Origin of the sequence: Bhargavaea ginsengi, assembly GCF_900109165.1 — a bacterium.
GTDB classification, from domain to species: Bacteria; Bacillota; Bacilli; order Bacillales_A; family Planococcaceae; genus Bhargavaea; species Bhargavaea ginsengi.
In genome coordinates this window covers 174,126-196,466 of the sequence record NZ_FNZF01000003.1, presented here as the reverse complement: position 1 = coordinate 196,466, position 22,341 = coordinate 174,126, and the positions used below count along the sequence as shown (strand labels likewise).

General features: G+C 55.0%; 36 protein-coding genes. All 36 read left to right on the top strand.

Features of this window, described 5'->3' with window-relative positions; translation table 11 throughout:
• Nucleotides 1-2 precede the first annotated feature (2 nt).
• Nucleotides 3-1,100, top strand: a complete 1,098-nt coding sequence (leuB, locus tag BMX91_RS09760; RefSeq protein ID WP_092053078.1) for a 3-isopropylmalate dehydrogenase — start codon at nucleotides 3-5, stop codon at nucleotides 1,098-1,100.
• Between the two features lie 18 nt (nucleotides 1,101-1,118).
• Nucleotides 1,119-2,528: a 3-isopropylmalate dehydratase large subunit gene (leuC, locus tag BMX91_RS09755; protein WP_092053075.1), complete on the top strand. Its 1,410-nt coding sequence runs from the start codon at nucleotides 1,119-1,121 to the stop codon at nucleotides 2,526-2,528.
• A gap of 29 nt (nucleotides 2,529-2,557) precedes the next feature.
• Entirely contained in the window at nucleotides 2,558-3,148 is a 591-nt protein-coding gene (gene leuD, locus BMX91_RS09750) for a 3-isopropylmalate dehydratase small subunit (protein WP_092053072.1), read from the top strand.
• A 190-nt stretch (nucleotides 3,149-3,338) separates the two neighbouring features.
• Nucleotides 3,339-4,655: a Na+/H+ antiporter family protein gene (locus BMX91_RS09745; protein ID WP_092053070.1), complete on the top strand. Its 1,317-nt coding sequence runs from the start codon at nucleotides 3,339-3,341 to the stop codon at nucleotides 4,653-4,655.
• 599 nt (nucleotides 4,656-5,254) lie between these two features.
• On the top strand, nucleotides 5,255-5,563 hold the full coding sequence (gene rpsJ / locus BMX91_RS09740) for a 30S ribosomal protein S10 (RefSeq protein ID WP_008298888.1): 309 nt from the start codon (nucleotides 5,255-5,257) through the stop codon (nucleotides 5,561-5,563).
• A 44-nt stretch (nucleotides 5,564-5,607) separates the two neighbouring features.
• Complete coding sequence (rplC, locus tag BMX91_RS09735) at nucleotides 5,608-6,234, top strand: 50S ribosomal protein L3 (protein ID WP_092053066.1); 627 nt, start codon at nucleotides 5,608-5,610, stop codon at nucleotides 6,232-6,234.
• A gap of 18 nt (nucleotides 6,235-6,252) precedes the next feature.
• Nucleotides 6,253-6,876 carry a 50S ribosomal protein L4 gene (gene rplD, locus BMX91_RS09730; protein WP_092053062.1) on the top strand — a complete coding sequence of 208 codons (624 nt, stop codon included), beginning with the start codon at nucleotides 6,253-6,255 and terminating at the stop codon, nucleotides 6,874-6,876.
• Nucleotides 6,876-7,160 carry a 50S ribosomal protein L23 gene (gene rplW, locus BMX91_RS09725; protein WP_063182516.1) on the top strand — a complete coding sequence of 95 codons (285 nt, stop codon included), beginning with the start codon at nucleotides 6,876-6,878 and terminating at the stop codon, nucleotides 7,158-7,160. Before rplD ends, rplW begins: the two co-directional genes overlap by 1 nt.
• Nucleotides 7,161-7,202: 42 nt before the next feature.
• Nucleotides 7,203-8,033, top strand: a complete 831-nt coding sequence (rplB, locus tag BMX91_RS09720) for a 50S ribosomal protein L2 (RefSeq protein WP_092053058.1) — start codon at nucleotides 7,203-7,205, stop codon at nucleotides 8,031-8,033.
• Nucleotides 8,034-8,093: 60 nt separating this feature from the next.
• Nucleotides 8,094-8,372 (top strand): 30S ribosomal protein S19, encoded by a 279-nt coding sequence (gene rpsS, locus BMX91_RS09715; protein WP_092053054.1) that lies wholly within the window; start codon nucleotides 8,094-8,096, stop codon nucleotides 8,370-8,372.
• A 19-nt stretch (nucleotides 8,373-8,391) separates the two neighbouring features.
• Nucleotides 8,392-8,736: a 50S ribosomal protein L22 gene (rplV, locus tag BMX91_RS09710; RefSeq protein ID WP_092053050.1), complete on the top strand. Its 345-nt coding sequence runs from the start codon at nucleotides 8,392-8,394 to the stop codon at nucleotides 8,734-8,736.
• Between the two features lie 3 nt (nucleotides 8,737-8,739).
• Nucleotides 8,740-9,396, top strand: coding sequence for a 30S ribosomal protein S3 (gene rpsC, locus BMX91_RS09705; protein ID WP_092053046.1), 657 nt, complete (start codon nucleotides 8,740-8,742; stop codon nucleotides 9,394-9,396).
• Between the two features lie 2 nt (nucleotides 9,397-9,398).
• Complete coding sequence (rplP, locus tag BMX91_RS09700) at nucleotides 9,399-9,833, top strand: 50S ribosomal protein L16 (RefSeq protein WP_092053041.1); 435 nt, start codon at nucleotides 9,399-9,401, stop codon at nucleotides 9,831-9,833.
• Nucleotides 9,823-10,023 carry a 50S ribosomal protein L29 gene (gene rpmC, locus BMX91_RS09695; RefSeq protein WP_063182504.1) on the top strand — a complete coding sequence of 67 codons (201 nt, stop codon included), beginning with the start codon at nucleotides 9,823-9,825 and terminating at the stop codon, nucleotides 10,021-10,023. Before rplP ends, rpmC begins: the two co-directional genes overlap by 11 nt.
• A gap of 18 nt (nucleotides 10,024-10,041) precedes the next feature.
• The gene (rpsQ, locus tag BMX91_RS09690) at nucleotides 10,042-10,305 is read left to right on the top strand and encodes a 30S ribosomal protein S17 (RefSeq protein ID WP_092053036.1); all 264 of its coding nucleotides are present in this window, start codon (nucleotides 10,042-10,044) and stop codon (nucleotides 10,303-10,305) included.
• Between the two features lie 31 nt (nucleotides 10,306-10,336).
• Nucleotides 10,337-10,705 carry a 50S ribosomal protein L14 gene (rplN, locus tag BMX91_RS09685; protein ID WP_092053032.1) on the top strand — a complete coding sequence of 123 codons (369 nt, stop codon included), beginning with the start codon at nucleotides 10,337-10,339 and terminating at the stop codon, nucleotides 10,703-10,705.
• A gap of 36 nt (nucleotides 10,706-10,741) precedes the next feature.
• A complete protein-coding gene (gene rplX, locus BMX91_RS09680) occupies nucleotides 10,742-11,077 on the top strand; it encodes a 50S ribosomal protein L24 (protein WP_092053028.1) in 336 nt (111 codons plus the stop codon).
• Between the two features lie 27 nt (nucleotides 11,078-11,104).
• Nucleotides 11,105-11,644 carry a 50S ribosomal protein L5 gene (gene rplE / locus BMX91_RS09675; protein WP_092053025.1) on the top strand — a complete coding sequence of 180 codons (540 nt, stop codon included), beginning with the start codon at nucleotides 11,105-11,107 and terminating at the stop codon, nucleotides 11,642-11,644.
• A 19-nt stretch (nucleotides 11,645-11,663) separates the two neighbouring features.
• Nucleotides 11,664-11,849 (top strand): type Z 30S ribosomal protein S14, encoded by a 186-nt coding sequence (locus tag BMX91_RS09670; protein ID WP_076758835.1) that lies wholly within the window; start codon nucleotides 11,664-11,666, stop codon nucleotides 11,847-11,849.
• A 30-nt stretch (nucleotides 11,850-11,879) separates the two neighbouring features.
• Nucleotides 11,880-12,278 (top strand): 30S ribosomal protein S8, encoded by a 399-nt coding sequence (rpsH, locus tag BMX91_RS09665; RefSeq protein WP_092053020.1) that lies wholly within the window; start codon nucleotides 11,880-11,882, stop codon nucleotides 12,276-12,278.
• A gap of 30 nt (nucleotides 12,279-12,308) precedes the next feature.
• Complete coding sequence (gene rplF / locus BMX91_RS09660; protein WP_092053015.1) at nucleotides 12,309-12,848, top strand: 50S ribosomal protein L6; 540 nt, start codon at nucleotides 12,309-12,311, stop codon at nucleotides 12,846-12,848.
• A gap of 31 nt (nucleotides 12,849-12,879) precedes the next feature.
• The gene (gene rplR / locus BMX91_RS09655; RefSeq protein ID WP_092053013.1) at nucleotides 12,880-13,239 is read left to right on the top strand and encodes a 50S ribosomal protein L18; all 360 of its coding nucleotides are present in this window, start codon (nucleotides 12,880-12,882) and stop codon (nucleotides 13,237-13,239) included.
• 22 nt (nucleotides 13,240-13,261) lie between these two features.
• Nucleotides 13,262-13,759: a 30S ribosomal protein S5 gene (gene rpsE, locus BMX91_RS09650; protein WP_092053009.1), complete on the top strand. Its 498-nt coding sequence runs from the start codon at nucleotides 13,262-13,264 to the stop codon at nucleotides 13,757-13,759.
• A 13-nt stretch (nucleotides 13,760-13,772) separates the two neighbouring features.
• On the top strand, nucleotides 13,773-13,952 hold the full coding sequence (rpmD, locus tag BMX91_RS09645) for a 50S ribosomal protein L30 (protein WP_092053004.1): 180 nt from the start codon (nucleotides 13,773-13,775) through the stop codon (nucleotides 13,950-13,952).
• Between the two features lie 33 nt (nucleotides 13,953-13,985).
• Nucleotides 13,986-14,426, top strand: coding sequence for a 50S ribosomal protein L15 (gene rplO / locus BMX91_RS09640; RefSeq protein WP_092052999.1), 441 nt, complete (start codon nucleotides 13,986-13,988; stop codon nucleotides 14,424-14,426).
• On the top strand, nucleotides 14,426-15,721 hold the full coding sequence (gene secY / locus BMX91_RS09635) for a preprotein translocase subunit SecY (RefSeq protein WP_092052994.1): 1,296 nt from the start codon (nucleotides 14,426-14,428) through the stop codon (nucleotides 15,719-15,721). The genes rplO and secY overlap by 1 nt, the downstream gene beginning before the upstream one ends.
• A gap of 52 nt (nucleotides 15,722-15,773) precedes the next feature.
• Nucleotides 15,774-16,421, top strand: coding sequence for an adenylate kinase (locus BMX91_RS09630; RefSeq protein ID WP_092052989.1), 648 nt, complete (start codon nucleotides 15,774-15,776; stop codon nucleotides 16,419-16,421).
• Between the two features lie 298 nt (nucleotides 16,422-16,719).
• The gene (infA, locus tag BMX91_RS09625; protein WP_008298852.1) at nucleotides 16,720-16,938 is read left to right on the top strand and encodes a translation initiation factor IF-1; all 219 of its coding nucleotides are present in this window, start codon (nucleotides 16,720-16,722) and stop codon (nucleotides 16,936-16,938) included.
• Between the two features lie 35 nt (nucleotides 16,939-16,973).
• The gene (gene rpmJ / locus BMX91_RS09620; RefSeq protein WP_076758849.1) at nucleotides 16,974-17,087 is read left to right on the top strand and encodes a 50S ribosomal protein L36; all 114 of its coding nucleotides are present in this window, start codon (nucleotides 16,974-16,976) and stop codon (nucleotides 17,085-17,087) included.
• A 23-nt stretch (nucleotides 17,088-17,110) separates the two neighbouring features.
• Nucleotides 17,111-17,476, top strand: coding sequence for a 30S ribosomal protein S13 (gene rpsM, locus BMX91_RS09615; RefSeq protein WP_063182479.1), 366 nt, complete (start codon nucleotides 17,111-17,113; stop codon nucleotides 17,474-17,476).
• A gap of 25 nt (nucleotides 17,477-17,501) precedes the next feature.
• Nucleotides 17,502-17,891, top strand: a complete 390-nt coding sequence (gene rpsK / locus BMX91_RS09610; RefSeq protein ID WP_008298848.1) for a 30S ribosomal protein S11 — start codon at nucleotides 17,502-17,504, stop codon at nucleotides 17,889-17,891.
• Nucleotides 17,892-18,023: 132 nt separating this feature from the next.
• Nucleotides 18,024-18,965, top strand: coding sequence for a DNA-directed RNA polymerase subunit alpha (locus tag BMX91_RS09605; protein WP_092052985.1), 942 nt, complete (start codon nucleotides 18,024-18,026; stop codon nucleotides 18,963-18,965).
• Nucleotides 18,966-19,011: 46 nt separating this feature from the next.
• Nucleotides 19,012-19,392, top strand: a complete 381-nt coding sequence (gene rplQ, locus BMX91_RS09600; protein ID WP_008298846.1) for a 50S ribosomal protein L17 — start codon at nucleotides 19,012-19,014, stop codon at nucleotides 19,390-19,392.
• 459 nt (nucleotides 19,393-19,851) lie between these two features.
• On the top strand, nucleotides 19,852-20,697 hold the full coding sequence (locus tag BMX91_RS09595; protein ID WP_092052982.1) for an energy-coupling factor ABC transporter ATP-binding protein: 846 nt from the start codon (nucleotides 19,852-19,854) through the stop codon (nucleotides 20,695-20,697).
• Nucleotides 20,673-21,545, top strand: a complete 873-nt coding sequence (locus BMX91_RS09590) for an energy-coupling factor ABC transporter ATP-binding protein (RefSeq protein WP_092052978.1) — start codon at nucleotides 20,673-20,675, stop codon at nucleotides 21,543-21,545. The genes BMX91_RS09595 and BMX91_RS09590 overlap by 25 nt, the downstream gene beginning before the upstream one ends.
• Nucleotides 21,542-22,339: an energy-coupling factor transporter transmembrane component T family protein gene (locus BMX91_RS09585; RefSeq protein WP_092052974.1), complete on the top strand. Its 798-nt coding sequence runs from the start codon at nucleotides 21,542-21,544 to the stop codon at nucleotides 22,337-22,339. The genes BMX91_RS09590 and BMX91_RS09585 overlap by 4 nt, the downstream gene beginning before the upstream one ends.
• Nucleotides 22,340-22,341: the final 2 nt, after the last annotated feature.

The window sequence follows — 22,341 nt, the reverse complement described above, 5'->3', positions numbered from 1 at the left end:
ACATGGAAAAGACAATTGCCGTATTGCCCGGAGACGGAATCGGCCCTGAAGTGACACGGGCTGCCGTCAAGGTCCTGAAACTTATTGCACGCCGCTACCAGCACGAATTCAATTTTTCCTACGGCCTGATCGGCGGAGCGGCAATTGACGCCCTCGACAACCCGTTCCCGAAAGAGACGGCCGACGCCTGCGAGGCGTCTGATGCCGTCCTGCTGGGTGCCGTCGGGGGACCGAAATGGGACAGCAACCCGTCCGAGCTTCGTCCTGAGAAGGGGCTGCTTGCCATCCGCAAACATTTCGGCCTGTTCGCAAACCTCCGTCCCGTCAAGGCGGTCCCGGCACTTCTGTCCGCATCCCCTCTGAAGGAAGAGAAAGCGGCAGGGGTGGACCTCATGATCGTACGCGAGCTGACAGGAGGCCTCTACTTTGGAGAAAAAGACCGTACTGCAAATGATGCGTATGACACGCTCGTGTACTCGAGGGAGGAAATCTCCCGTATCGTCGAGAAGGCGTTTGAACTTGCCCGGGTCCGCAGGGGCAAAGTGACTTCCGTCGACAAAGCAAACGTACTCGAATCCAGCCGGCTCTGGCGGGAAGTGGTTGAAGAGAAAAAGGCGGCCTATCCGGACGTCACGGTCGAACACCAGCTGGTCGACTCCTGCGCGATGAAACTGATTACGGATCCGTCCGCATTCGATGTTGTGGTGACGGAGAATATGTTCGGCGACATTCTGAGCGACGAGGCTTCTGTCATCACCGGTTCTCTCGGCATGCTGCCATCAGCGAGTATCCGCACCGACGGCTTCGGCCTGTATGAGCCCGTGCACGGTTCCGGTCCGGACATTGCAGGCAAAGGCATCGCAAACCCTGCGGCGGCAATTTTGTCCGCAGCGATGATGCTCCGCTACTCGTTCGGTATGGAAACCGAGGCAGCGGCAATCGAGGAAGCAGTCCAGACTGTGCTGGAAGACGGATGCCGTACGGCGGATGTCGCACAGGCGGGAAGCCGCAGCCTCACGACAGAGGAATGGACGGACAAAGTCATGGAACAGCTCGACGCGGAAGCCGTGTCGGACGATATTATGTTTTCGTATATGTAAAACAGGAGGCGGAACGCAATGGCAAAGACAATCATCGATAAAATCTGGGACCGGCATATCGTTGTCGGGGAGCCGGGCAAGCCGGACCTCCTCTACATCGACCTCCATCTCCTTCACGAAGTCACTTCTCCTCAGGCGTTTGAAGGACTCCGCCTGAACGGGCGCAAAGTCCGCCGGCCGGATCTCTGCTTCGCGACGATGGACCACAACGTGCCGACGGTCAACCGCAAAGTGATCAATGACCCGATCGCGCGCAAGCAGATCCGGACACTGGCAGAAAACTGCGAGGAGTTCGGGGTGCCGCTCGCGGACGTCGATCACCCGGATCAGGGGATCGTCCATGTCATCGGGCCTGAGCTCGGGCTTACCCAGCCGGGTAAAACGATCGTCTGCGGAGACTCCCACACCTCCACGCACGGCGCATTCGGCGCACTTGCTTTCGGAATCGGAACGAGCGAGGTCGAGCACGTGCTGTCCACACAGACACTCTGGCAGTCCCGCCCGAAGACCATGGAGATCCGCATCGATGGTGAGATTGCCCCGGGCGTTGCCGCCAAAGATATTATTCTGGCGATCATTGCAAAGTTCGGTACAGACATGGGCACGGGCCACATCGTGGAATACACGGGCGAAGCGATCCGCAAGCTCACGATGGAAGAGCGCATGACGATCTGCAACATGTCGATTGAAGCGGGCGCCCGTGCAGGACTGATCAGCCCGGACGAGACGACTGTCGAATACCTGCGCGGCCGAAAGTATGTACCGGATGGCGACGCTTTCGAGCAGGCGGCAGCCGACTGGCTTTCCCTCGCTTCAGACGAAGGTGCAGAGTACGACAAGTCGGTTTCGATTCATTCCGATGAAATCGAGCCGTTCATCACATGGGGAACCAACCCGGGCATGGGGGCCGGCATCAACGGCCATGTCCCATATGCCTCAGACTTCGAAAATGAGCTTGAGCGCGATTCCTTCCTTCGCGCCATCGAATACATGGGCCTTGAAGAAGGCCAGAAATTCACGGACATCGAGATTCAGCACGTCTTCATCGGCTCTTGCACGAATGCCCGCATGAGTGACCTCCGCGAAGCGGCACGCGTCATCGAAGGCAAGAAAGTCCGCGACGGCGTCAGAGCCATGGTCGTGCCGGGATCCCGCACGGTCAAGAAGCAGGCGGAAGAAGAAGGCCTCGATAAGGTCTTTACCGCTGCAGGCTTTGAATGGCGCGAATCCGGATGCAGCATGTGCCTCGCCATGAACGACGATGTCGTCCCGGCAGGCGAGCGCTGCGCGTCCACTTCCAACCGGAACTTCGAAGGACGGCAGGGGACGGGAGCGCGCACACACCTCATGAGTCCGGCCATGGCTGCTGCAGCAGCTGTTACCGGCCGCTTCACAGACGTCCGCGAACAATTTGCCGTCCACGCCTGACCGCGAAACGATGAAAGGAGGCCGCATCCATGAAACCGATCAATGAAGTCACCAGTATCCTGACTCCGCTCGACCGGAGCAACGTCGACACCGACCAGATCATCTCCAAGGAATTCCTGAAGCGCATCGAACGTACCGGCTTCGGCAAGTACCTGTTCCATCACTGGCGCTTTGATGCCGACGGCAACAAGAGGGACGGCTTCGTCCTGAACGATTCCCGCTTCGACGGGTCCGAGATCCTCGTCGCACGTGAGAACTTCGGCTGTGGCTCGTCCCGCGAACACGCCCCGTGGGCCATCCTGGACTACGGATTCCGTGTTGTCATCGCGCCAAGCTATGCTGATATCTTCTACAATAACTGCATGAAAAACGGCATCCTGCCGATCAGGCTTCCTGAAGAGGAAGTGGAAGAACTCCTCGCCAAGGGCAAGGCAGATCCGGTGCAGCTTGCAGTCAACCTGGCAGAGCAGACTGTTACACAGCCGGACGGCACCGTCCACCGGTTCGATATCGACCCGTACTGGAAGGAAATGCTCCTGAATGGCTGGGACGAAATTGCCCTGACCTTCAAATACGAAGACCAGATTGCCAAATATGAAGAAGTCACGCAGCGCGCATGATTGAAAACCGGCAGGCCTCTTTTGGGGGCCTGCCGGTTTTTCTTATGAGATGCCGCTCGCGTGAGCGCTCATGCCCATAAAGATGTTCGTATATGAAGGGTTGACAGCAATCAGCCGCCATGATAATCTAATAACATTCATTTTAACGCTTTATCACGGTAAAGTGGTGAAGCAAAAAGGAGTACTCGTTATGAATGCAGTCATTATTGCGGTCGCGGTCATGCTGGTCCTGAGTCTTCTCCGGGTCAACGTAGTGTTGGCGCTGGCTGTCGGAGCAATCGCCGGCGGTCTGACAGGCGGCCTTTCCATAAATGAAACAATAGAAGCCTTCACCGGGGGCCTCGGAGGCGGGGCAACCATCGCACTCAGTTATGCGCTTCTCGGAGGGTTTGCAGTCGCCATCTCCCGGACCGGCATTCCGGAAGTGCTCGTCAAACTGATTCTGAAGGTTGTCGGCAATGAAGGGGAAGGGGAGCGCAAAGGGCTCGCCAAGGCACTGATTATTCTTATCCTGCTTCTTGTCGCCATCTCGTCCCAGAACCTGATTCCGATCCATATCGCTTTTGTTCCGCTGCTCGTGCCGCCGATTCTCCACATCCTCGACATGCTGAAAATCGACCGCCGGCTCATCGCCTGTGTGCTCGCATTTGGTCTGATCGCTCCTTACGTCCTGTTGCCTTACGGATTCGGCCTCCTCTTCCACGAGGTCATCGCCAATCAGATGGCACTTGCAGGACTCGAGATCGATATGGCGGATATCCCGACGGCCATGGCCCTCCCGGTTGCCGGCATGGCCCTTGGTCTCATCATCGCCATTTTCATTTCGTACCGTAAACCGCGTGATTACGGCGACAGCCAAGCCATCGCTTCCGGCCCGGACCGTGAAGTCCGAACACGCAATATCGTTTTCACGATCATCGCGCTTGCGGCAGCACTTGCCGGGCAGATCACAACCGACTCGATGATCATCGGTGCCATCTCAGGTATTGCAGTTCTGTATGCAACAGGCGCTGTCCGCTGGAAAGATGCGGACGAGCTTCTGAACGACGGCATGAAAATGATGGCTTTCGTCGGCTTCGTCATGATCGCGGCAAATGGTTTTGCCGGTGTCATCCAGGCGACAGGTCACGTTGAGTCTCTCGTAGAATCCGCCAGCGGCATGCTCGGCGACAACAAGAGCATCGCGGCCATCATCATGCTTCTCGTCGGCCTGCTCGTCACAATGGGGATCGGCTCCTCGTTTGCGACCGTTCCGATCATCGCCGCCATCTTCGTTCCGCTCAGCGTCGAGTTCGGCTTCAGCACACTGGCGATCATTTCACTGATCGGCACGGCCGGAGCATTGGGTGACGCCGGCTCCCCGGCATCCGACTCCACACTCGGACCGACCGCCGGGCTCAATGCCGATGGAAAGCACAACCACATCTGGGACACCTGCGTCCCGACCTTCATCCATTTTAATATCCCCCTCATCATCTTCGGCTGGATCGCAGCCGTGATTCTTTGAGGGACTGAAAAAGCTCCGGGCTGCCGGAGCTTTTTCTTATTCCAAAAGTGTAACGGGAATGTGTTTCTTCTATATGAAATGGTGTGTTTCGACTACATTGCACAAGTTCAGCCTTATAATTTCAATAAGTATGAAAGGGAGATCTTGAGAAACTCAATATAGAATGGATTGAAGCGGAGGGTCCGAGACACCTGCGGGAAAAGCGTTAGCCGAAGACCCCGCAGAGCGCAGCTCGAGGAGGCTAAGGCAACGCCCGCGGTAAGCGAGGACCCGTAGCGTAAATCCATAAGAATATCTTAGGAACAAAGCAAAATCGACTTCCTTCCATATAACAATCCCGTTCCCGGCAACCTAATATTCCGACTCTTTCCTTACCGATTGCATCCTGAGCCAAACCGTTATATAATTCTAGGGTCCAGCAAAGAATCTCGCGCGTAATGCTTGCGAGGCTCTTCCGTTTTGTGTATAATACGGAATGTTGGTCATTTGACTGCGATGAAGCGGGAGGTTGCTGACACACCCGGCCGCTTTGCCATGGCGGTGTGCAGGAGATTTCCGTGGAGAATTGTCTTGAAAAAAGGCGAAAGGGAGGGAAAGTAATGGCAAAACAAAAAATCCGTATCCGTTTGAAAGCGTACGACCACCGTATCCTCGATCAATCAGCTGAGAAGATTGTTGAAACGGCAAAACGTTCTGGTGCAAGTGTTTCGGGTCCGATCCCGCTTCCGACAGAGCGTTCGGTTTACACGATTCTTCGTGCGGTCCACAAATACAAGGACTCACGTGAACAGTTCGAGATGCGCACGCACAAGCGTCTGATCGACATCGTCAACCCGACACCAAAAACGGTTGATGCGCTCATGAAGCTTGATCTGCCATCCGGCGTAGACATCGAAATCAAACTTTAATCAACACCAAAATAAAAACAAAAAGAATGCAGGAGGTGTGACGAATGACCAAAGGAATCTTGGGTAGAAAAGTCGGCATGACACAAGTGTTCGCTGAAAACGGCGATCTCATCCCGGTAACTGTCATCGAAGCGGCACCAAACGTTGTCCTTCAAAAGAAGACAGCAGAAACGGACGGCTATGCAGCAGTCCAGCTCGGCTTCGAAGACAAGCGCGAAAAGCTCGCGAACAAACCGGAAAAAGGCCGCGCAGCTAAAGCAGAAACTGCGCCTAAGCGCTTCGTTCGCGAATTCCGCGGAGAGGACACGGCCGATTATGAAGTTGGTCAGGAAGTCAACGTAGAAATTTTCGCAGCTGGAGATTTCGTCGATATCACAGGTGTAACAAAAGGTAAAGGATTCCAGGGTGTTATCAAGCGCCACGGGCACTCCCGCGGGCCGATGAGCCACGGATCCCACTTCCACCGCGCACCTGGTTCGCTCGGTCCGGTTGACCCGGCACGCGTCTTCAAGGGTATGAAATCCCCAGGCCGCATGGGCAGCGACACCGTAACGATCCAAAACCTCGAAATTGTAAAAGTTGACGCAGAGCGCAACCTGCTCCTCGTCAAAGGGAATGTGCCGGGCGCACGCAAGTCGCTCGTAAAAGTACGCGCATCCCTCAAGAAATAAGGAAAGGAGGACAACACAATGCCAAAAGTATCCGTACTTAATCAAACAGGCGCTTCCGTCGGCGAAGTTGAACTGAACGAATCCGTATTCGGAATCGAGCCGAACGAAGCAGTTCTTTTTGAAGCGATCATCTCCCAGCGCGCATCGCTGCGCCAGGGTAACCACAAAACGAAGCAGCGCGGAGAAGTAGCAGGCGGAGGCCGCAAGCCATGGCGCCAAAAAGGCACAGGCCGTGCGCGTCAAGGCTCCACCCGTTCCCCGCAATGGCGCGGAGGCGGTACCGTATTCGGTCCGGTTCCACGCAGCTACAGCTACAAGCTTCCTAGGAAAGTCCGCCGTCTGGCACTCCGTTCGGCACTTTCTGCGAAAGTTCGCGAAGAAAGCCTCGTCGTACTCGACGCACTCACTTTCGACGCACCTAAGACGAAAGCATTCATTCAGGTCCTGAAAGATCTTTCCGTCGACAAGAAAGCATTGTTCGTCACTGCAGAGCTCGATGAAAACGTGGCACTGTCCGCACGCAACATCCCGGGCGTCACGGTCGTCTCCGCAAACGGCATCAACGTCCTCGACCTGGTAGGCCATGACAAGCTCGTCATGACAAAATCCGCGGTCGAAAAAGTACAGGAGGTGCTTGGCTAATGGATGCACGTGATGTATTGAAGCGTCCGGTCATTACCGAGCGTTCCGCACAGGCTATGGAAGACAAAAAGTACACATTCGACGTTGACGTCCGCGCCAACAAGACACAGGTCAAACAGGCCGTCGAAGAAGTCTTCGGTGTCAAAGTTGAGAAGGTCAACATCATGAACGTCAAAGGCAAGTTCAAGCGTATGGGCCGTTTCGGCGGATACACGAACAAACGCCGCAAAGCCATCGTCAAACTGACGGCTGATTCCAAAGACATCGAACTCTTCGAAGCGTAAATCTTACGCTTTGAACCCATAAAACAATGAGGAGGGAAAACAATGGCGATCAAGAAGTACAAACCGACTTCCAACGGCCGACGCAACATGACGGCTTCCGACTTCGCAGAGATCACAACTGACAAGCCGGAAAAATCGCTCCTCGCGCCTAAACACCGCAAGGGCGGCCGTAACAACCAAGGTCGTACGACAGTCCGCCATCAAGGTGGCGGCCACAAGCGCCAATACCGTGTCATCGACTTCCAACGCCGGAAAGATGGCATTCCAGGACGCGTTGCTACGATCGAATACGATCCGAACCGTTCTGCAAACATCGCATTGATCAACTATGTGGACGGGGAAAAGCGTTACATCCTCGCGCCTAAAGGCCTCAAGGTCGGCATGGAAATCATGTCCGGTCCTGAAGCAGACATCAAAGTGGGGAACGCACTTCCACTCCAGAACATTCCGATGGGTGCGACAATCCACAACATCGAACTGAAGCCTGGCAAAGGCGGACAGCTTGTCCGTTCCGCGGGTACATCCGCTCAGGTCCTCGGTAAAGAAGACAAGTACGTCATCGTCCGTCTCCAATCCGGCGAAGTCCGCATGATCCTCGGCACATGCCGCGCGACAATCGGCCAAGTCGGCAACGAGCAGCACGAACTGATCAACATCGGTAAAGCAGGACGTTCCCGCTGGATGGGCAAGCGCCCGACAGTACGCGGTTCCGTCATGAACCCGAACGATCACCCGCACGGTGGTGGTGAAGGTCGTACGCCAATCGGCCGTAAAGCACCGGTTACACCATGGGGCAAGCCGGCACTTGGTCTCAAAACCCGCAAGAAGAAAAACAAATCGGACGACTACATCATTCGTCGCCGCAAAAAATAATGTGGTTTCTCAGCGGTTCACGGGGTGGGCCGCCGGGCAATCACGGAGGGAGGTACCAAAATGGGTCGCAGCTTGAAAAAAGGACCTTTTGTGGATGATCATCTCATGAAAAAGGTCGAAACACAGAACGCTAACGAGAAAAAGCAGGTCATTAAAACATGGTCCCGCCGCTCTACAATCTTCCCTAACTTCATCGGCAACACGATTGCAGTCTATGACGGACGCAAACACGTACCGGTCTACGTAACGGAAGACATGGTTGGCCATAAACTGGGTGAATTCGCACCTACACGCACTTACCGCGGTCATGGAGCCGACGATAAGAAAACGAAACGCTAATTGAGAGGAGGTACTCCTGATGCAACAAGCTAAAGCCGTAGCCCGTACAATCCGGATTGCTCCTCGCAAAGTCCGTTTGGTCGTCGACCTGATCCGGGGCAAGCAAGTGGGCGAAGCGGTCGCAATCCTGCGACACACACCTAAAGCCGCATCGCCGGTTGTCGAGAAAGTCTTGAAATCCGCGATTGCCAATGCAGAACACAACTACGACCTGGATGTAAACAACCTCGTCGTCAGTGAAGTCTTCGTAGACGAAGGCCCGACGCTCAAGCGTTTCCGCCCTCGTGCGCAAGGCCGTGCTACTTCAATACTCAAACGCACTAGCCACATCACACTAGTGGTATCCGAGAAAAAGGAGGGATAATTCGTGGGTCAAAAAGTACATCCAAACGGTATGCGACTCGGAGTCATCCGTGACTGGGAGTCGAAATGGTATGCAGAAAAAGACTATGCAACTCTTCTTCATGAAGACCTCAAGATTCGCGAGTACATCGACGGACGCCTGAAAGACGCTTCCCTGTCTCAGGTCGAGATCGAGCGTGCAGCGAACCGTGTGAACATTACGATCCATACAGCAAAGCCCGGCATGGTGATCGGGAAGGGCGGTTCCGAAGTTGAAGCGCTCCGCAAAGAACTCAACGCAATTTCCGGCAAGCGTGTGCACATCAACATCGTTGAAGTGAAGCGTGCAGATCTTGATGCGAAACTCGTCGCAGAAAACATCGCCCGCCAGCTTGAACAGCGTGCATCGTTCCGCCGCGCACAAAAACAAGCGATCCAGCGCACAATGCGTGCAGGCGCTAAAGGGATCCGCACAATGGTATCGGGACGCCTCGGCGGCGCCGACATCGCCCGTGCCGAACACTACAGCGAAGGTACTGTACCGCTCCATACACTCCGTGCCGACATTGGCTACGCTCACGCGGAAGCTGATACAACATACGGCAAACTCGGCGTAAAAGTATGGATCTACCGCGGTGAAGTCCTTCCTGAGAAGAAGAAATCCGAGGAAGGAGGCAACTGATCATGTTGATGCCTAAACGTGTGAAACACCGTCGTGTACACCGCGGCAAAATGCGCGGAGAAACAAAAGGCGGCGGCACAGTTAATTTCGGTGAGTATGGCCTCCAGGCTATTGAAGCCGGCTGGATCACCAACCGTCAGATCGAATCTGCCCGTATCGCCATGACCCGTTACATGAAGCGTGGCGGTAAGGTCTGGATCAAGATCTTCCCTCATAAGCCATATACGAAAAAGCCTCTTGAAGTCCGGATGGGTTCCGGTAAAGGTGCCGTTGAAGGATGGGTGGCTGTCGTGAAGCCAGGCCGTGTTATGTTTGAAATCGCAGGCGTCTCCGAAGAGGTTGCCCGTGAAGCGCTGCGTCTCGCATCGCACAAACTGCCGGTTAAGAGCAAGTTTGTAAAACGCGAAGAAATTGGTGGTGAATCGAATGAAGGCTAATGATATCCGTGAATTGACCACTGCTGAAATCGAACAAAAAGTGAAGTCGCTGAAAGAAGAGCTCTTCAACCTGCGTTTCCAGCTTGCTACCGGCCAACTCGAGAACACAGCTCGCATTCGTGAGGTGCGCAAGTCGATCGCGCGCATGAAGACAGTCATTCGCCAACGCGAACTCAGCGCCAACAACTGATAAAAGGAGGCTGCAAGCATGTCTGAGCGTAACCAACGCAAAGTTTACACAGGCCGCGTCGTTTCCGACAAAATGGACAAGACGATCACGGTTATTGTCGAGACTTACAAGAAGCACCCCGTCATCGGCAAACGTGTAAAATACTCGAAGAAATATAAAGCACATGATGAAAACAATGTTGCAAAAACAGGCGACGTCGTCCGCATCATGGAAACTCGCCCGCTTTCCGCTACGAAGCGTTTCCGCCTTGTAGAGGTCGTTGAAAAAGCGATTATCATCTGATCGGAATTTAACTTGAGAGGAGGTACCCTCGATGATCCAACAAGAGAGTCGTATGAAAGTCGCTGACAACTCCGGCGCACGTGAAGTCCTCACGATCAAAGTGCTCGGCGGTTCCGGCCGTAAGACAGCGAATATCGGCGACATCGTCGTCTGCACCGTCAAGAAAGCAACACCAGGTGGCGTTGTTAAGAAGGGTGACGTCGTCAAGGCGGTTGTCGTCCGCACGAAGAGCGGTGTCCGCCGTAAAGACGGTACGTACATCAAGTTCGACGAGAACGCATGCGTCATCATCCGTGATGACAAAGGCCCGCGTGGTACGCGGATCTTCGGACCTGTCGCACGTGAGCTGCGCGACAACAACTTCATGAAAATCATTTCCCTCGCTCCGGAAGTACTTTAATCCATAGGGTAGTGCCAACCAAGGAGGTGCAAGAGAATGCACGTTAAAAAAGGTGATAAAGTCCAGGTGATCACAGGAAAAGACAAAGGGAAAACCGGCGTCATCCTTGCTGCATTCCCTAAGAAAGACCGTGTGATCGTGGAAGGCGTCAACATCATCAAGAAGCACACGAAGCCGAACCAGGAAAGCCCACAGGGCGGCATCGTGAGCAAAGAAGCCCCAATCCACGTTTCCAACGTAATGCTGCTTGATCCGAAATCGGGCGAACCGACTCGTATCGGCTACAAAGAAGTAGAAGAAAAAGGCAAGATGGTCACAGTCCGCGTTTCCAAGAAATCCGGCGAGATCATTGCTGACCCATACAAGAAATAAGCGACATAGAGGAAGGAGGTACTCCTGATGAACCGCCTAAAAGAGAAATTTAAAACAGACATCACACCTGCTCTCATGAGCAAGTTTGAATACAGCTCGGTTATGCAAGTGCCGAAAGTTGAAAAGATCGTCATCAACATGGGTGTCGGCGACGCTGTGCAGAACAGCAAGTCCCTCGACTCCGCTGTGGAAGACCTCGAAATCATCTCCGGCCAAAAACCGGTCGTCACAAAAGCGAAGAAATCCATCGCCGGCTTCCGCCTCCGTGAAGGAATGCCGATCGGTACGAAAGTAACGCTCCGTGGCGAGCGCATGTATGATTTCCTCGACAAGCTGGTTTCGATCGCACTTCCGCGTGTCCGCGACTTCCGCGGTGTATCGAAGAACGCGTTCGACGGCCGCGGCAACTACACGCTCGGCGTTAAAGAACAGCTGATCTTCCCGGAAATCGATTACGATAAAGTATCCAAAGTCCGTGGCATGGACATCGTCATCGTCACGACTGCTAACACGGACGAAGAAGCCCGTGAGCTCCTGACGCAGCTCGGCATGCCATTCCAAAAGTAAACGAAAGGGAGGCGAAATTGTGGCTAAGAAATCGATGATCGCGAAACAAAAGCGCACACCGAAACACAAAGTGCAGGAATACACACGCTGCGAGCGTTGCGGACGTCCTCACTCCGTGTACCGTAAATTTAAGCTTTGCCGTATTTGTTTCCGTGAACTTGCATACAAAGGGCAACTGCCTGGCGTCAAGAAGGCCAGCTGGTAATCCCTATACCTGGGAAGGAGGTACAACACAATGACTATGAGTGATCCGATCGCAGATATGCTTACGCGTATCCGTAACGCTAACATGGTACGCCATGAAAAGCTGGAAGTTCCTGCTTCCAACATGAAAAAAGAGATCGCCGAAATCCTGAAACGCGAAGGATTTGTCCGCGACGTTGAATACATCGAAGATGATAAGCAGGGGATCATCCGGATCTTCCTCAAATACGGCCAGGACAACGAACGTGTTATCACGGGCCTGAAGCGTATTTCGAAGCCGGGTCTCCGCGTCTACGCGAAGACAAATGAAATCCCGAAAGTCCTGAACGGTCTGGGCATCGCCCTCGTCTCGACTTCTCACGGTGTCGTAACAGACAAAGAAGCACGTGCGAAAAAAGTTGGCGGCGAAGTCGTCGCATACGTCTGGTAATCCGCTACAAACGAATGGAGGTGCACACACATGTCCCGTATTGGCAATAAGCTGATCGAAGTGCCTGAAAACGTGACAGTCACCCTTGCGGATGACAACACGGTCACAGTCAAAGGCCCGAAAGGCGAACTCACTCGCAAACTGAGCAGTGAAATCACGATCAATCAGGACGGCAACGTCATCACCCTGACACGCCCGTCCGACAACAAAGAACACCGCGCGATCCACGGAACGACCCGTTCGCTCCTGAACAACATGGTCGAAGGCGTCTCGAAAGGCTTCGAAAAGTCCCTCGAGCTCGTCGGTGTCGGTTACCGTGCGCAAAAACAGGGCAACAAACTCGTCCTGAACGTCGGTTACTCCCACCCGGTCGAATTCACTCCTGAAGAAGGCGTGGAAGTCGAAGTTCCTTCGAACACGAAGATCACTGTCCGCGGTTACAACAAAGAGCACGTCGGTGCGCTCGCATCCAACATCCGCGCCGTACGCCCGCCTGAGCCGTACAAAGGCAAAGGGATCCGCTACGAAGGCGAGAAAGTCCGCCGCAAAGAAGGTAAGACAGGTAAATAATGCCGCATAGGCATCGAAAGGAGTGACCACGATGATTACGAAACAGGACAAGAACCAGGTCCGCAAAAAGCGCCATGCACGTGTGCGTTCCAAGATCAGTGGTACTGCCGAGCGTCCGCGCCTGAACGTCTTCCGGTCGAACAAGCATATCTATGCTCAACTGATCGATGATGCAAACGGTGTGACAGTCGCAAGTGCGTCCACAATGGACAAAGGTTTCGAAGGTTCCACTTCGAACACTGAAGCAGCAGTGAAAATCGGCGAAACAATCGCCAAAGCAGCTGTTGAAAAGAACGTAAAATCTGTCGTCTTCGACCGTGGGGGTTACCTCTACCACGGCCGCATTAAGGCTCTGGCAGATGCAGCCCGTGAAAACGGACTTGAATTCTAATTAAAAGGAGGGACCCATACACATGCGTCGCAATGAAGTGAAAAGTGAGTTCGAAGAACGCGTAGTAACGATCAACCGCGTAGCGAAAGTCGTAAAAGGCGGACGCCGTTTCCGCTTCACGGCACTTGTCGTCGTCGGCGATAAGAACGGCCGTGTCGGTTTTGGTACTGGTAAAGCACAAGAAGTTCCGGATGCGATCCGCAAAGCAGTCGAAGATGCCAAGAAGAAACTGGTCACAGTTCCTATGGTGAACGGCACAATTCCTCACGAAGTGACAGGCCGTTTCGGTGCTGGCTCCGTCTTCATCAAACCTGCTGCTCCTGGTACCGGTGTTATCGCAGGCGGCCCTGTCCGTGCGGTACTTGAGCTCGCAGGCATCACGGACATCCTTTCGAAATCCCTGGGATCCAACACGCCGATCAACGTCATCCGTGCTACGATGACTGGTCTTCAGGAACTCAAGCGTGCTGAGGATGTCGCAAAACTCCGTGGCAAATCTGTAGAAGAATTGCTGGGCTGAGGGGGGAAAACTAATGGCTAAGCTCGAAATTACCCTTAAGAAGAGCGTGATCGGGACGAAACCGGATCAACGCAAAACGGTTGAAGCTCTCGGTCTGCGCAAGACGAACCAAACGGTCGAACACGAAGACAATGCTGCAATCCGCGGCATGCTGAACAAAGTCGGCCACCTCGTCGAAGTTAAAGAAAACTAATCATTCATCAAATCATAAGGAGGTGCCAGTCAAATGAAACTGCATGAACTGAAACCTGCAAAAGGATCCCGCAAAGAACGCAATCGCGTAGGCCGCGGACCTGGTTCCGGCAACGGTAAAACATCCGGCCGCGGTGCAAACGGTCAAAACTCGCGTTCCGGCGGCGGTGTACGCCTCGGCTTCGAGGGTGGCCAGATGCCGCTCTTCCAAAGCCTGCCTAAGCGTGGCTTCACGAACATCAACCGCAAGGAATATGCCATCGTGAACCTCGAAACGCTTAACCGCTTCGAGGAAGGCACAGAAGTTACTCCTGCGCTCCTGCTCGAAACAGGCATCGTGAGCAAGGAAAAATCCGGCATCAAGATCCTCGGCAACGGTCAGCTTGAGAAAAAGCTCACTGTACAGGCTCACAAATTCTCTGCTTCCGCTAAAGAGGCCATCGAGAACGCAGGCGGCTCCGTCGAGGTGATCTGATGTTTGAGACCATCTCGAACTTTATGCGCGTCCGGGATATCCGGAAAAAAATCCTATTTACGCTGGCGCTGCTCATCGTCTTCAGGCTCGGGACCTTTATCCCGGTGCCGAATGTTGACGCGTCAGCACTCCAGGCAGCCGATCAATTCAGCCTGATCGGCTTTCTGAACACGTTCGGGGGCGGCGCGCTCGCGAACTTCTCCATTCTGGCGATGGGGATCATGCCGTACATCACGGCTTCGATCATCGTCCAGCTCCTTCAGATGGATGTCGTCCCGAAATTCGCCGAATGGGCGAAGCAGGGCGAGGTCGGCCGGAGGAAACTGGCCCAGTTCACCAGATACTTCACGATCGTCCTGGCATTTATCCAGTCGATCGCCATGTCGTACGGCTTTAACCGCATGTACGGCGGCACGCTGATCCAGAATGACAGCATTGCGACTTACCTCGTCATTGCAGTCGTCCTGACAGCAGGCACGGCGTTCCTTCTCTGGCTCGGTGAACAAATCACCGAGAACGGCGTAGGGAACGGGATCTCGATCATCATCTTTGCAGGTATCGTTGCGGCGATTCCGAATGCGGTGAATCAGATCTATGCGCAGCAGATCCAGGATGCAGGGGACCAGCTGTTCCTGAATATCCTCGTTCTGGTTCTCCTTGCTCTTGCGGTTGTCGCCATCACGGTCGGCGTCGTATATGTCCAGGAGGCTCTCCGGAAAATTCCGGTGCAGTATGCCAAGCGTGTCACGGGCCGCGGCAGCCAGCAGGCTGGCCAGCAGACCCACTTGCCATTGAAAGTAAACGCGGCGGGCGTCATTCCCGTAATCTTCGCAGTCGCGTTCATCATAACCCCTCAGTCGCTCGCTTCGTTCTTCGGCCAAAACCGCTGGACAGCGGCGATCATCGAGATCTTCGATTATACGAAGCCTGTGGGGATGATCATTTATGTAGCGCTCATCATTGCCTTCACGTATTTCTACGCGTTCATCCAGGTCAACCCTGAGAATGTGTCGGACAATCTGAAAAAGCAGGGCGCCTACATCCCGGGCATCCGTCCGGGGCAGGACACCCAGAACTATCTGACCCGTGTCCTAAACCGCCTGACCTTCGTCGGAGCCATCTTCCTTGCGGTCATCTCGATCCTGCCTATCTTCTTTATCAGCCTGGCAGGACTCCCGCAGTCCGTGCAGATCGGCGGCACCAGCCTCCTGATCGTTGCAGGGGTCGCGCTCCAGACGATGAAGCAGCTGGAATCCCAGCTCGTCAAGCGGCACTACAAAGGCTTTATGAAATGATTCCGCGGCCGGTTCCGGCCGGCCGCGAAAACACTGTAGGAGGGCACGACGTATGAACATCGTATTGATGGGCCTGCCGGGTGCCGGCAAAGGCACCCAGGCGGACAGGATTGTCGAGAAGTACGAAATCCCTCATATCTCTACAGGCGACATGTTCCGTTCCGCTATCCAAGAAGGTACGGAGCTCGGTCTCAAGGCCAAGCAGTTCATGGATGAAGGGGCGCTCGTCCCTGATGAAGTGACCGTCGGCATCGTCCGTGAACGCCTGTCTAAACAGGATTGCGAGCAAGGCGTCCTTCTGGACGGCTTCCCGCGCACTGTCGCCCAGGCGGAAGCACTGGATGAGATCATGTCCGGGCTTGGCCGCAAGATCGACCATGTCATCAACATCCGGGTGGAGCATGACGAACTCGTCAAACGGCTGACCGGCCGCCGCATCTGCAAAGAATGCGGATCTTCCTACCACCTTGTCTTCAACCCTCCCAAACAGGATGGCGTCTGTGACAAGGATGGCGGGGAGCTCTACCAGCGCGCCGATGACAACCCGGAGACCGTCAACAACCGCCTGGAAGTGAATATGAAACAGAGTGAACCGCTCCTCGCCTACTACGGCGACAAAGGCGTTCTGACCCACATCGACGGGCAGCAGGACATCGAGGTTGTATTCAAGGACATCGACCGGCTGCTCCGGGGCAACTGAGCCCGTGCCGGGGAGGCGAGACGATCCTGTTTTATGGCATGTGACGGCAGACCATGCCCGCCGGCCGCTGCGATCGGCAGGCATGGCGCGGAAATGCAGGCATGGCGGGACTTCGGTCATGCAATGCAGTCCGGAACAAGGTATAATGGGGACCGTGGATCTTTCCTTTTTTCGGATAGGGAAGCGGAAACCGTTGGTAGTCTTTCGGACATCTCTCATGCAGACCGTTCATATGTTTGAAGGTAGGGCGCAGCGGGACGAAGAGAGACCTGATTCTAACATGAAGGGATGATGATGGATGGCGAAAGATGATTTAATTGAAGTGGAAGGCAAGGTCGTCGAGACTCTGCCAGGAGCCAATTTCCAAGTGGAACTCGAAAACGGCCATACGATCCTTGCGCACGTTTCCGGAAAAATGCGGATGCACTATATCCGGATTCTGCCGGGTGACCGTGTGACAGTGGAACTTTCCCCCTACGATCTGACCCGTGGCCGTATCACATACCGTTACAAATGATCTAAGCACTCCGGACGATAAGGAGGTTCTATGCGATGAAAGTAAGACCATCTGTTAAGCCGATCTGCGAAAAGTGCAAAGTCATCCGCCGTCGCGGTCGGGTCATGGTAATCTGTGAAAACCCGAAACATAAACAACGCCAAGGCTAAACCCTAAGGAGGTGCACGAATATATGGCACGTATTGCTGGTGTAGACGTACCGCGCGAGAAGCGCGTAGTCATCGCTCTCACTTACATCTTCGGAATCGGTAAAACGACTTCCCAAAAGGTTCTCGCTGATGCAGGCGTTTCAGAAGAGACTCGCGTACGCGACCTCACTGACGCTGAACTCGACAAGATCCGTGAACAAATCGACAGCCTGAAAGTTGAAGGTGACCTTCGTCGTGAAACGAACCTCAACATCAAGCGTCTGATGGAAATCGGCAGCAACCGTGGAATCCGCCACCGCCGTGGCCTTCCAGTACGCGGTCAGCACACGAAGAACAACGCACGTACCCGTAAGGGCCCGCGTAAGACAGTCGCTAACAAGAAGAAATAATCTGCAAAGGAGGTAACTTCCCACTATGGCACGTAGACAACAAACGCGTAAACGCCGCGTCAAAAAGAATATTGAGTCCGGCATCGCACACATCCGTTCCACTTTCAACAACACAATCGTCACGATCACGGACACACAAGGTAACGCTGTATCCTGGTCGAGCGCAGGTGCACTTGGTTTCAAGGGCTCCCGTAAGTCCACTCCGTTCGCTGCCCAGATGGCTGCAGAAACAGCTGCACGCACATCGATGGAGCACGGCATGAAGACTCTCGAAGTGACGGTTAAAGGTCCTGGTGCAGGCCGTGAAGCGGCTATCCGCGCACTGCAGGCTGCAGGTCTTGAAGTCACTGCGATCCGCGACGTAACTCCAGTTCCTCACAACGGTTGCCGTCCTCCAAAACGCCGCCGTGTATAATGGCTGTCCGTCCATTGATTGAGAAACACGATTTACGGATAAACTGGTTTGTGAGAGTGCAATAGTTGTCTTGTATATCGATTTCCAATAGGAACTGCCATTCATGGACGTTTTGAGGGAGGGTGAATTTGAATGATCGAAATAGAAAAACCGAGGATTGAAGCTGTACAGACTGTGGAGAGCACCTATGGAAAGTTCATCGTGGAGCCGCTTGAGCGGGGCTACGGAACCACCTTGGGGAATTCCCTGCGGCGCATTCTTCTTTCTTCTCTGCCTGGTGCCGCTGTAACATCCATTCAGATCGACGGAGTCCTCCACGAGTTTTCGACGGTGGATGGCGTGGTCGAGGATGTCGCTTCGATCATCCTGAACGTGAAGAAACTGGCCCTGAAAATCTACTCGGACGACGAGAAGGTCATCGAAATCGATGTAAAGGGCGAGAACGAAGTAACGGCTGCGGATATCACGCATGACAGCGACGTTGAAATCCTCAACCCGGATCTCCACATTGCGACTGTCGGCAAGAACGGCCACCTCCGCATGCGCATGTATGCACAGCGCGGGCGCGGTTATGTACCGGCTGACAAAAACAAGCGTGAAGACCTGCCAATCGGCGTGATCCCGATCGACTCCATTTACACCCCAGTCTCCCGCGTCAATTTCCAGGTGGAAAACACACGTGTCGGACAATCATCCGATTACGATAAATTGACCCTCGACGTCTGGACCGATGGCAGCATCGGGCCGCAAGAGGCAATCTCGCTCGGCTCCAGGATCCTGACCGAGCACCTCAACATCTTCGTAGGCCTCACGGATGAAGCACATTCCGTTGAGATCATGGTAGAGAAGGAAGAAGACCAGAAGGAAAAGGTTCTCGAGATGACTATCGAGGAACTCGACCTGAGCGTCCGATCCTACAACTGCCTGAAGCGTGCCGGCATCAACACGGTGCTTGAGCTCGCGAACAAATCCGAAGATGAAATGATGAAAGTGCGCAACCTGGGCCGCAAGTCCCTCGAAGAGGTCAAGGCGAAGCTGACAGATCTCGGACTCGGCCTGCGTACGGAAGAATAATCGTCCATAGCGGACCATCCAATTTACCCAAAAGGAGGGAAACTCGATGGGCTACAGAAAGTTAGGTCGCACAAGCTCCCAGCGTAAGGCGATGCTTCGTGACCTCGCAACCGATCTCATCATCAACGAACGCCTGCAGACGACTGAAACGCGTGCGAAAGAGCTCCGTTCCGTCGTTGAGAAAATGATCACTCTCGGAAAACGCGGTGATCTCCATGCACGCCGTCAGGCTGCCGAATTCATCCGTCGCGAACTCGTTACGACGACTGACGAAGAAGGCAATGAGCAAACGGTCTATGCACTGCAGAAACTGTTCGACGATGTGGCACCTCGCTACGCTGAGCGTCAGGGCGGCTACACCCGCATCATGAAAGTCGGCCCTCGCCGCGGAGACGGCGCACCGGTCGTCATCATCGAACTCGTTTAATTTGCGTTAACGAAAAGGGTGTGCGGTTACCTGAGTATGGACGGCACCCTTTTCTTTCTATAATGATTTATACGGCAAATGAAAAAGCTGAGCGTTACGATGGGCGGAGCCAATGCTTGCGTCCCGTCTAGCTCTCCGCACCCCATCATGGTCCCGGCGGTGTGAGCAGCCGCCGGGTCATGCCATACGACAAAAGCGCAGTCACCAGTTGGGGTGCGCGCTTTTTTTTTACATACGGACGGAAACGGGAACGCATCTGAGTGGGGTAGGCGTTGAGACGTTGACATACTGGAGTGAAACGTTGCTATACCGGAGTGAGACGTTAAAATACCGGGGTGAAACGTTGCTTTACCGGAGTAAGATGTTCACACACTCCTCCGGCTCCGGGCCCGGACGACACGGCCACCGGATTCCGTTACAATAGACAGCAGAGTTGAGTGAAGCAGAGGAGGAATGACTATGGAACGGATCCTGTCCCTTCAGGACGTCCGTTTTACCTATACACCGGACGATGCGGACGGCCGCCATGCGGTCGACGGCGTTTCGTTCGATATGCAGGCGGGCGAGTGGATTGCCGTCGTCGGGCATAACGGTTCCGGCAAATCGACGCTTGCGCGGCTCATGATCGGACTCCTTTTCCCTCAGGAGGGGACTGTGGGCCTGTTCGGCGACACGCTCACAGAGGACAACCTTTGGGAAAAGCGTTCGCAGATGGGCATGGTGTTCCAGAACCCGGACAACCAGTTTGTCGGAGCGACCGTGCAGGATGATGTCGCTTTCGCCCTGGAAAACAACGGCATCCCATTCGAGGAGATGACACTCCGCGTGCGCGATGCGCTCAGGCAGGTCAAGATGGATACGTTCCTTGACCACGAGCCGCAGCACCTGTCGGGCGGCCAGAAGCAGCGCGTGGCCATTGCGGGTGCACTGGCCCTCAGGCCGAGGCTGCTGATTCTGGACGAAGCGACTTCGATGCTCGATCCCCAGGGACGGGAAGAAGTGATCCGGGTCATCCTGGAGTTGAGGGAAAAGACGGGACTGTCCGTTATTTCGATCACCCATGACCTCGAGGAAGCGCTATTGGCTGACCGGGTGGTGGTCATGAACGGCGGCCGCAAGTTCGCGGAAGGAACGCCGCAGGAAGTCTTTCTCAAAGGAGAGTCGCTGACTGCGCTCGGGCTCGATCTGCCGTTCGCCATGAGGCTGTCCGCACTTCTCGGGGAGCAGGGCATCGGAACAGAACCCGGAACGATGACGGAACGGAAGTTGGTGGAGCAGTTATGGACATTGCGCTCGAACAGGTAGGCTACACATACGCGGCGGGCACGCCGTTCCAGAAGCAGGCGCTCCACGATGTGAACGTCCGTATCCCTTCGGGGTCGTATACGGCCATCATCGGCCATACGGGCTCCGGCAAGTCGACGCTTCTTCAGCATCTGAACGGCCTTCTCAAGCCTACGTCCGGAGTTGTCCGAATCGGAGAGACCCAAGTCACCAAGGATACGAAAGGCAAGCAGCTGAAGCCGATCCGACGCAAAGTCGGCATCGTCTTCCAGTTTCCCGAGCATCAGCTGTTCGAGGAGAATGTGCTGAAGGATGTCATGTTCGGCCCGCTGAACTTCGGTGTTGAGGAAGAAGAGGCAAAGGTACGCGCGCTCAGATGGCTGGAGCGCGTCGGTCTTCCCGAGGGAACGGCGGAAAAGTCTCCGTTCGATCTGTCGGGCGGCCAGATGCGGCGAGTGGCGATTGCCGGGGTACTGGCCATGGAACCTGATGTGCTCGTCCTGGACGAGCCGACCGCCGGGCTGGATCCCGCTGGCCGCAAGGAGATCATGGACTTGTTCTATGAGCTCCATGGACAGCAGAATCTGACGACGATCCTCGTCACCCACAGCATGGAGGACGCCGCGCGCTATGCGGACCACATGATCGTCATGCATGACGGCACGGACGTCCTGCAGGGGCCGCCCGGGGAAGTGTTCGCAGATGCGGAGCGCCTCGGGGAATGGCGCCTCGGCGTCCCGCGCACGGTCAGCTTCCAGCGGCTGTACGAGGAAGGCGCGGGACTGCCCCCTGGCCCTCCGGCACTCACGGAAGAGCAGCTAGCGGCCTATCTTGCGGCGGACCTCGGGAAGGGGGGCGGCGCATCATGATGGAGAAAATGGTGTTCGGCCGCTACATCCCGGGTGATTCGTTCGTCCACCGGCTCGACCCGCGTTCGAAGCTGATCTTTGTCTTCATCTTCATCGCGGCGGTGTTCCTTGCGAACAGCACCGTGAGCTACGCGCTCCTGCTGGCTTTTACATTAATGTCGATCTTCGCATCCAAGGTGCGCATCGGTTTCCTCATCGGTGGGCTGAAGCCGGTCATGTTCCTAATCGCCTTCACGTTCCTCCTCCATATCTTCTTCACGAAGGAAGGCGACCTGCTGTTCGAGCTCGGCTTCCTGAAGATCTATGAAGAAGGGTTGCGGCAGGGGATTTACATCTCGGTCCGTTTCCTCGTGCTCGTGCTCATGACGTCGCTGCTCACGCTCACGACATCACCGATCTCGATCACGGACGGGCTTGAGGTGCTTCTGAACCCGCTGAAGAAAGTGAAATTCCCGGTCCACGAGCTTGCGCTTATGATGTCGATCTCGCTCCGTTTTATTCCGACACTGATGGACGAGACTGACAAAATCCTGAAGGCCCAGCTGGCACGGGGCTCCGACATCTCGTCGGGCACGATGAAAGAACGCATCCAGGCGGTTGTCCCGCTCCTCGTCCCGCTTTTCGTCAGCGCCTTCAAGCGCGCCGAGGACCTGGCCGTCGCGATGGAAGTCCGCGGTTACCGCGGGGGAGAAGGAAGGACCCGCTACCGCCAGCTAAAGTGGGACTGGCGGGATACGACGGCATTGCTGATCTTGCTAGCGGTCATTGTGGCCCTCTGGTTCCTGAGGGGATAGGG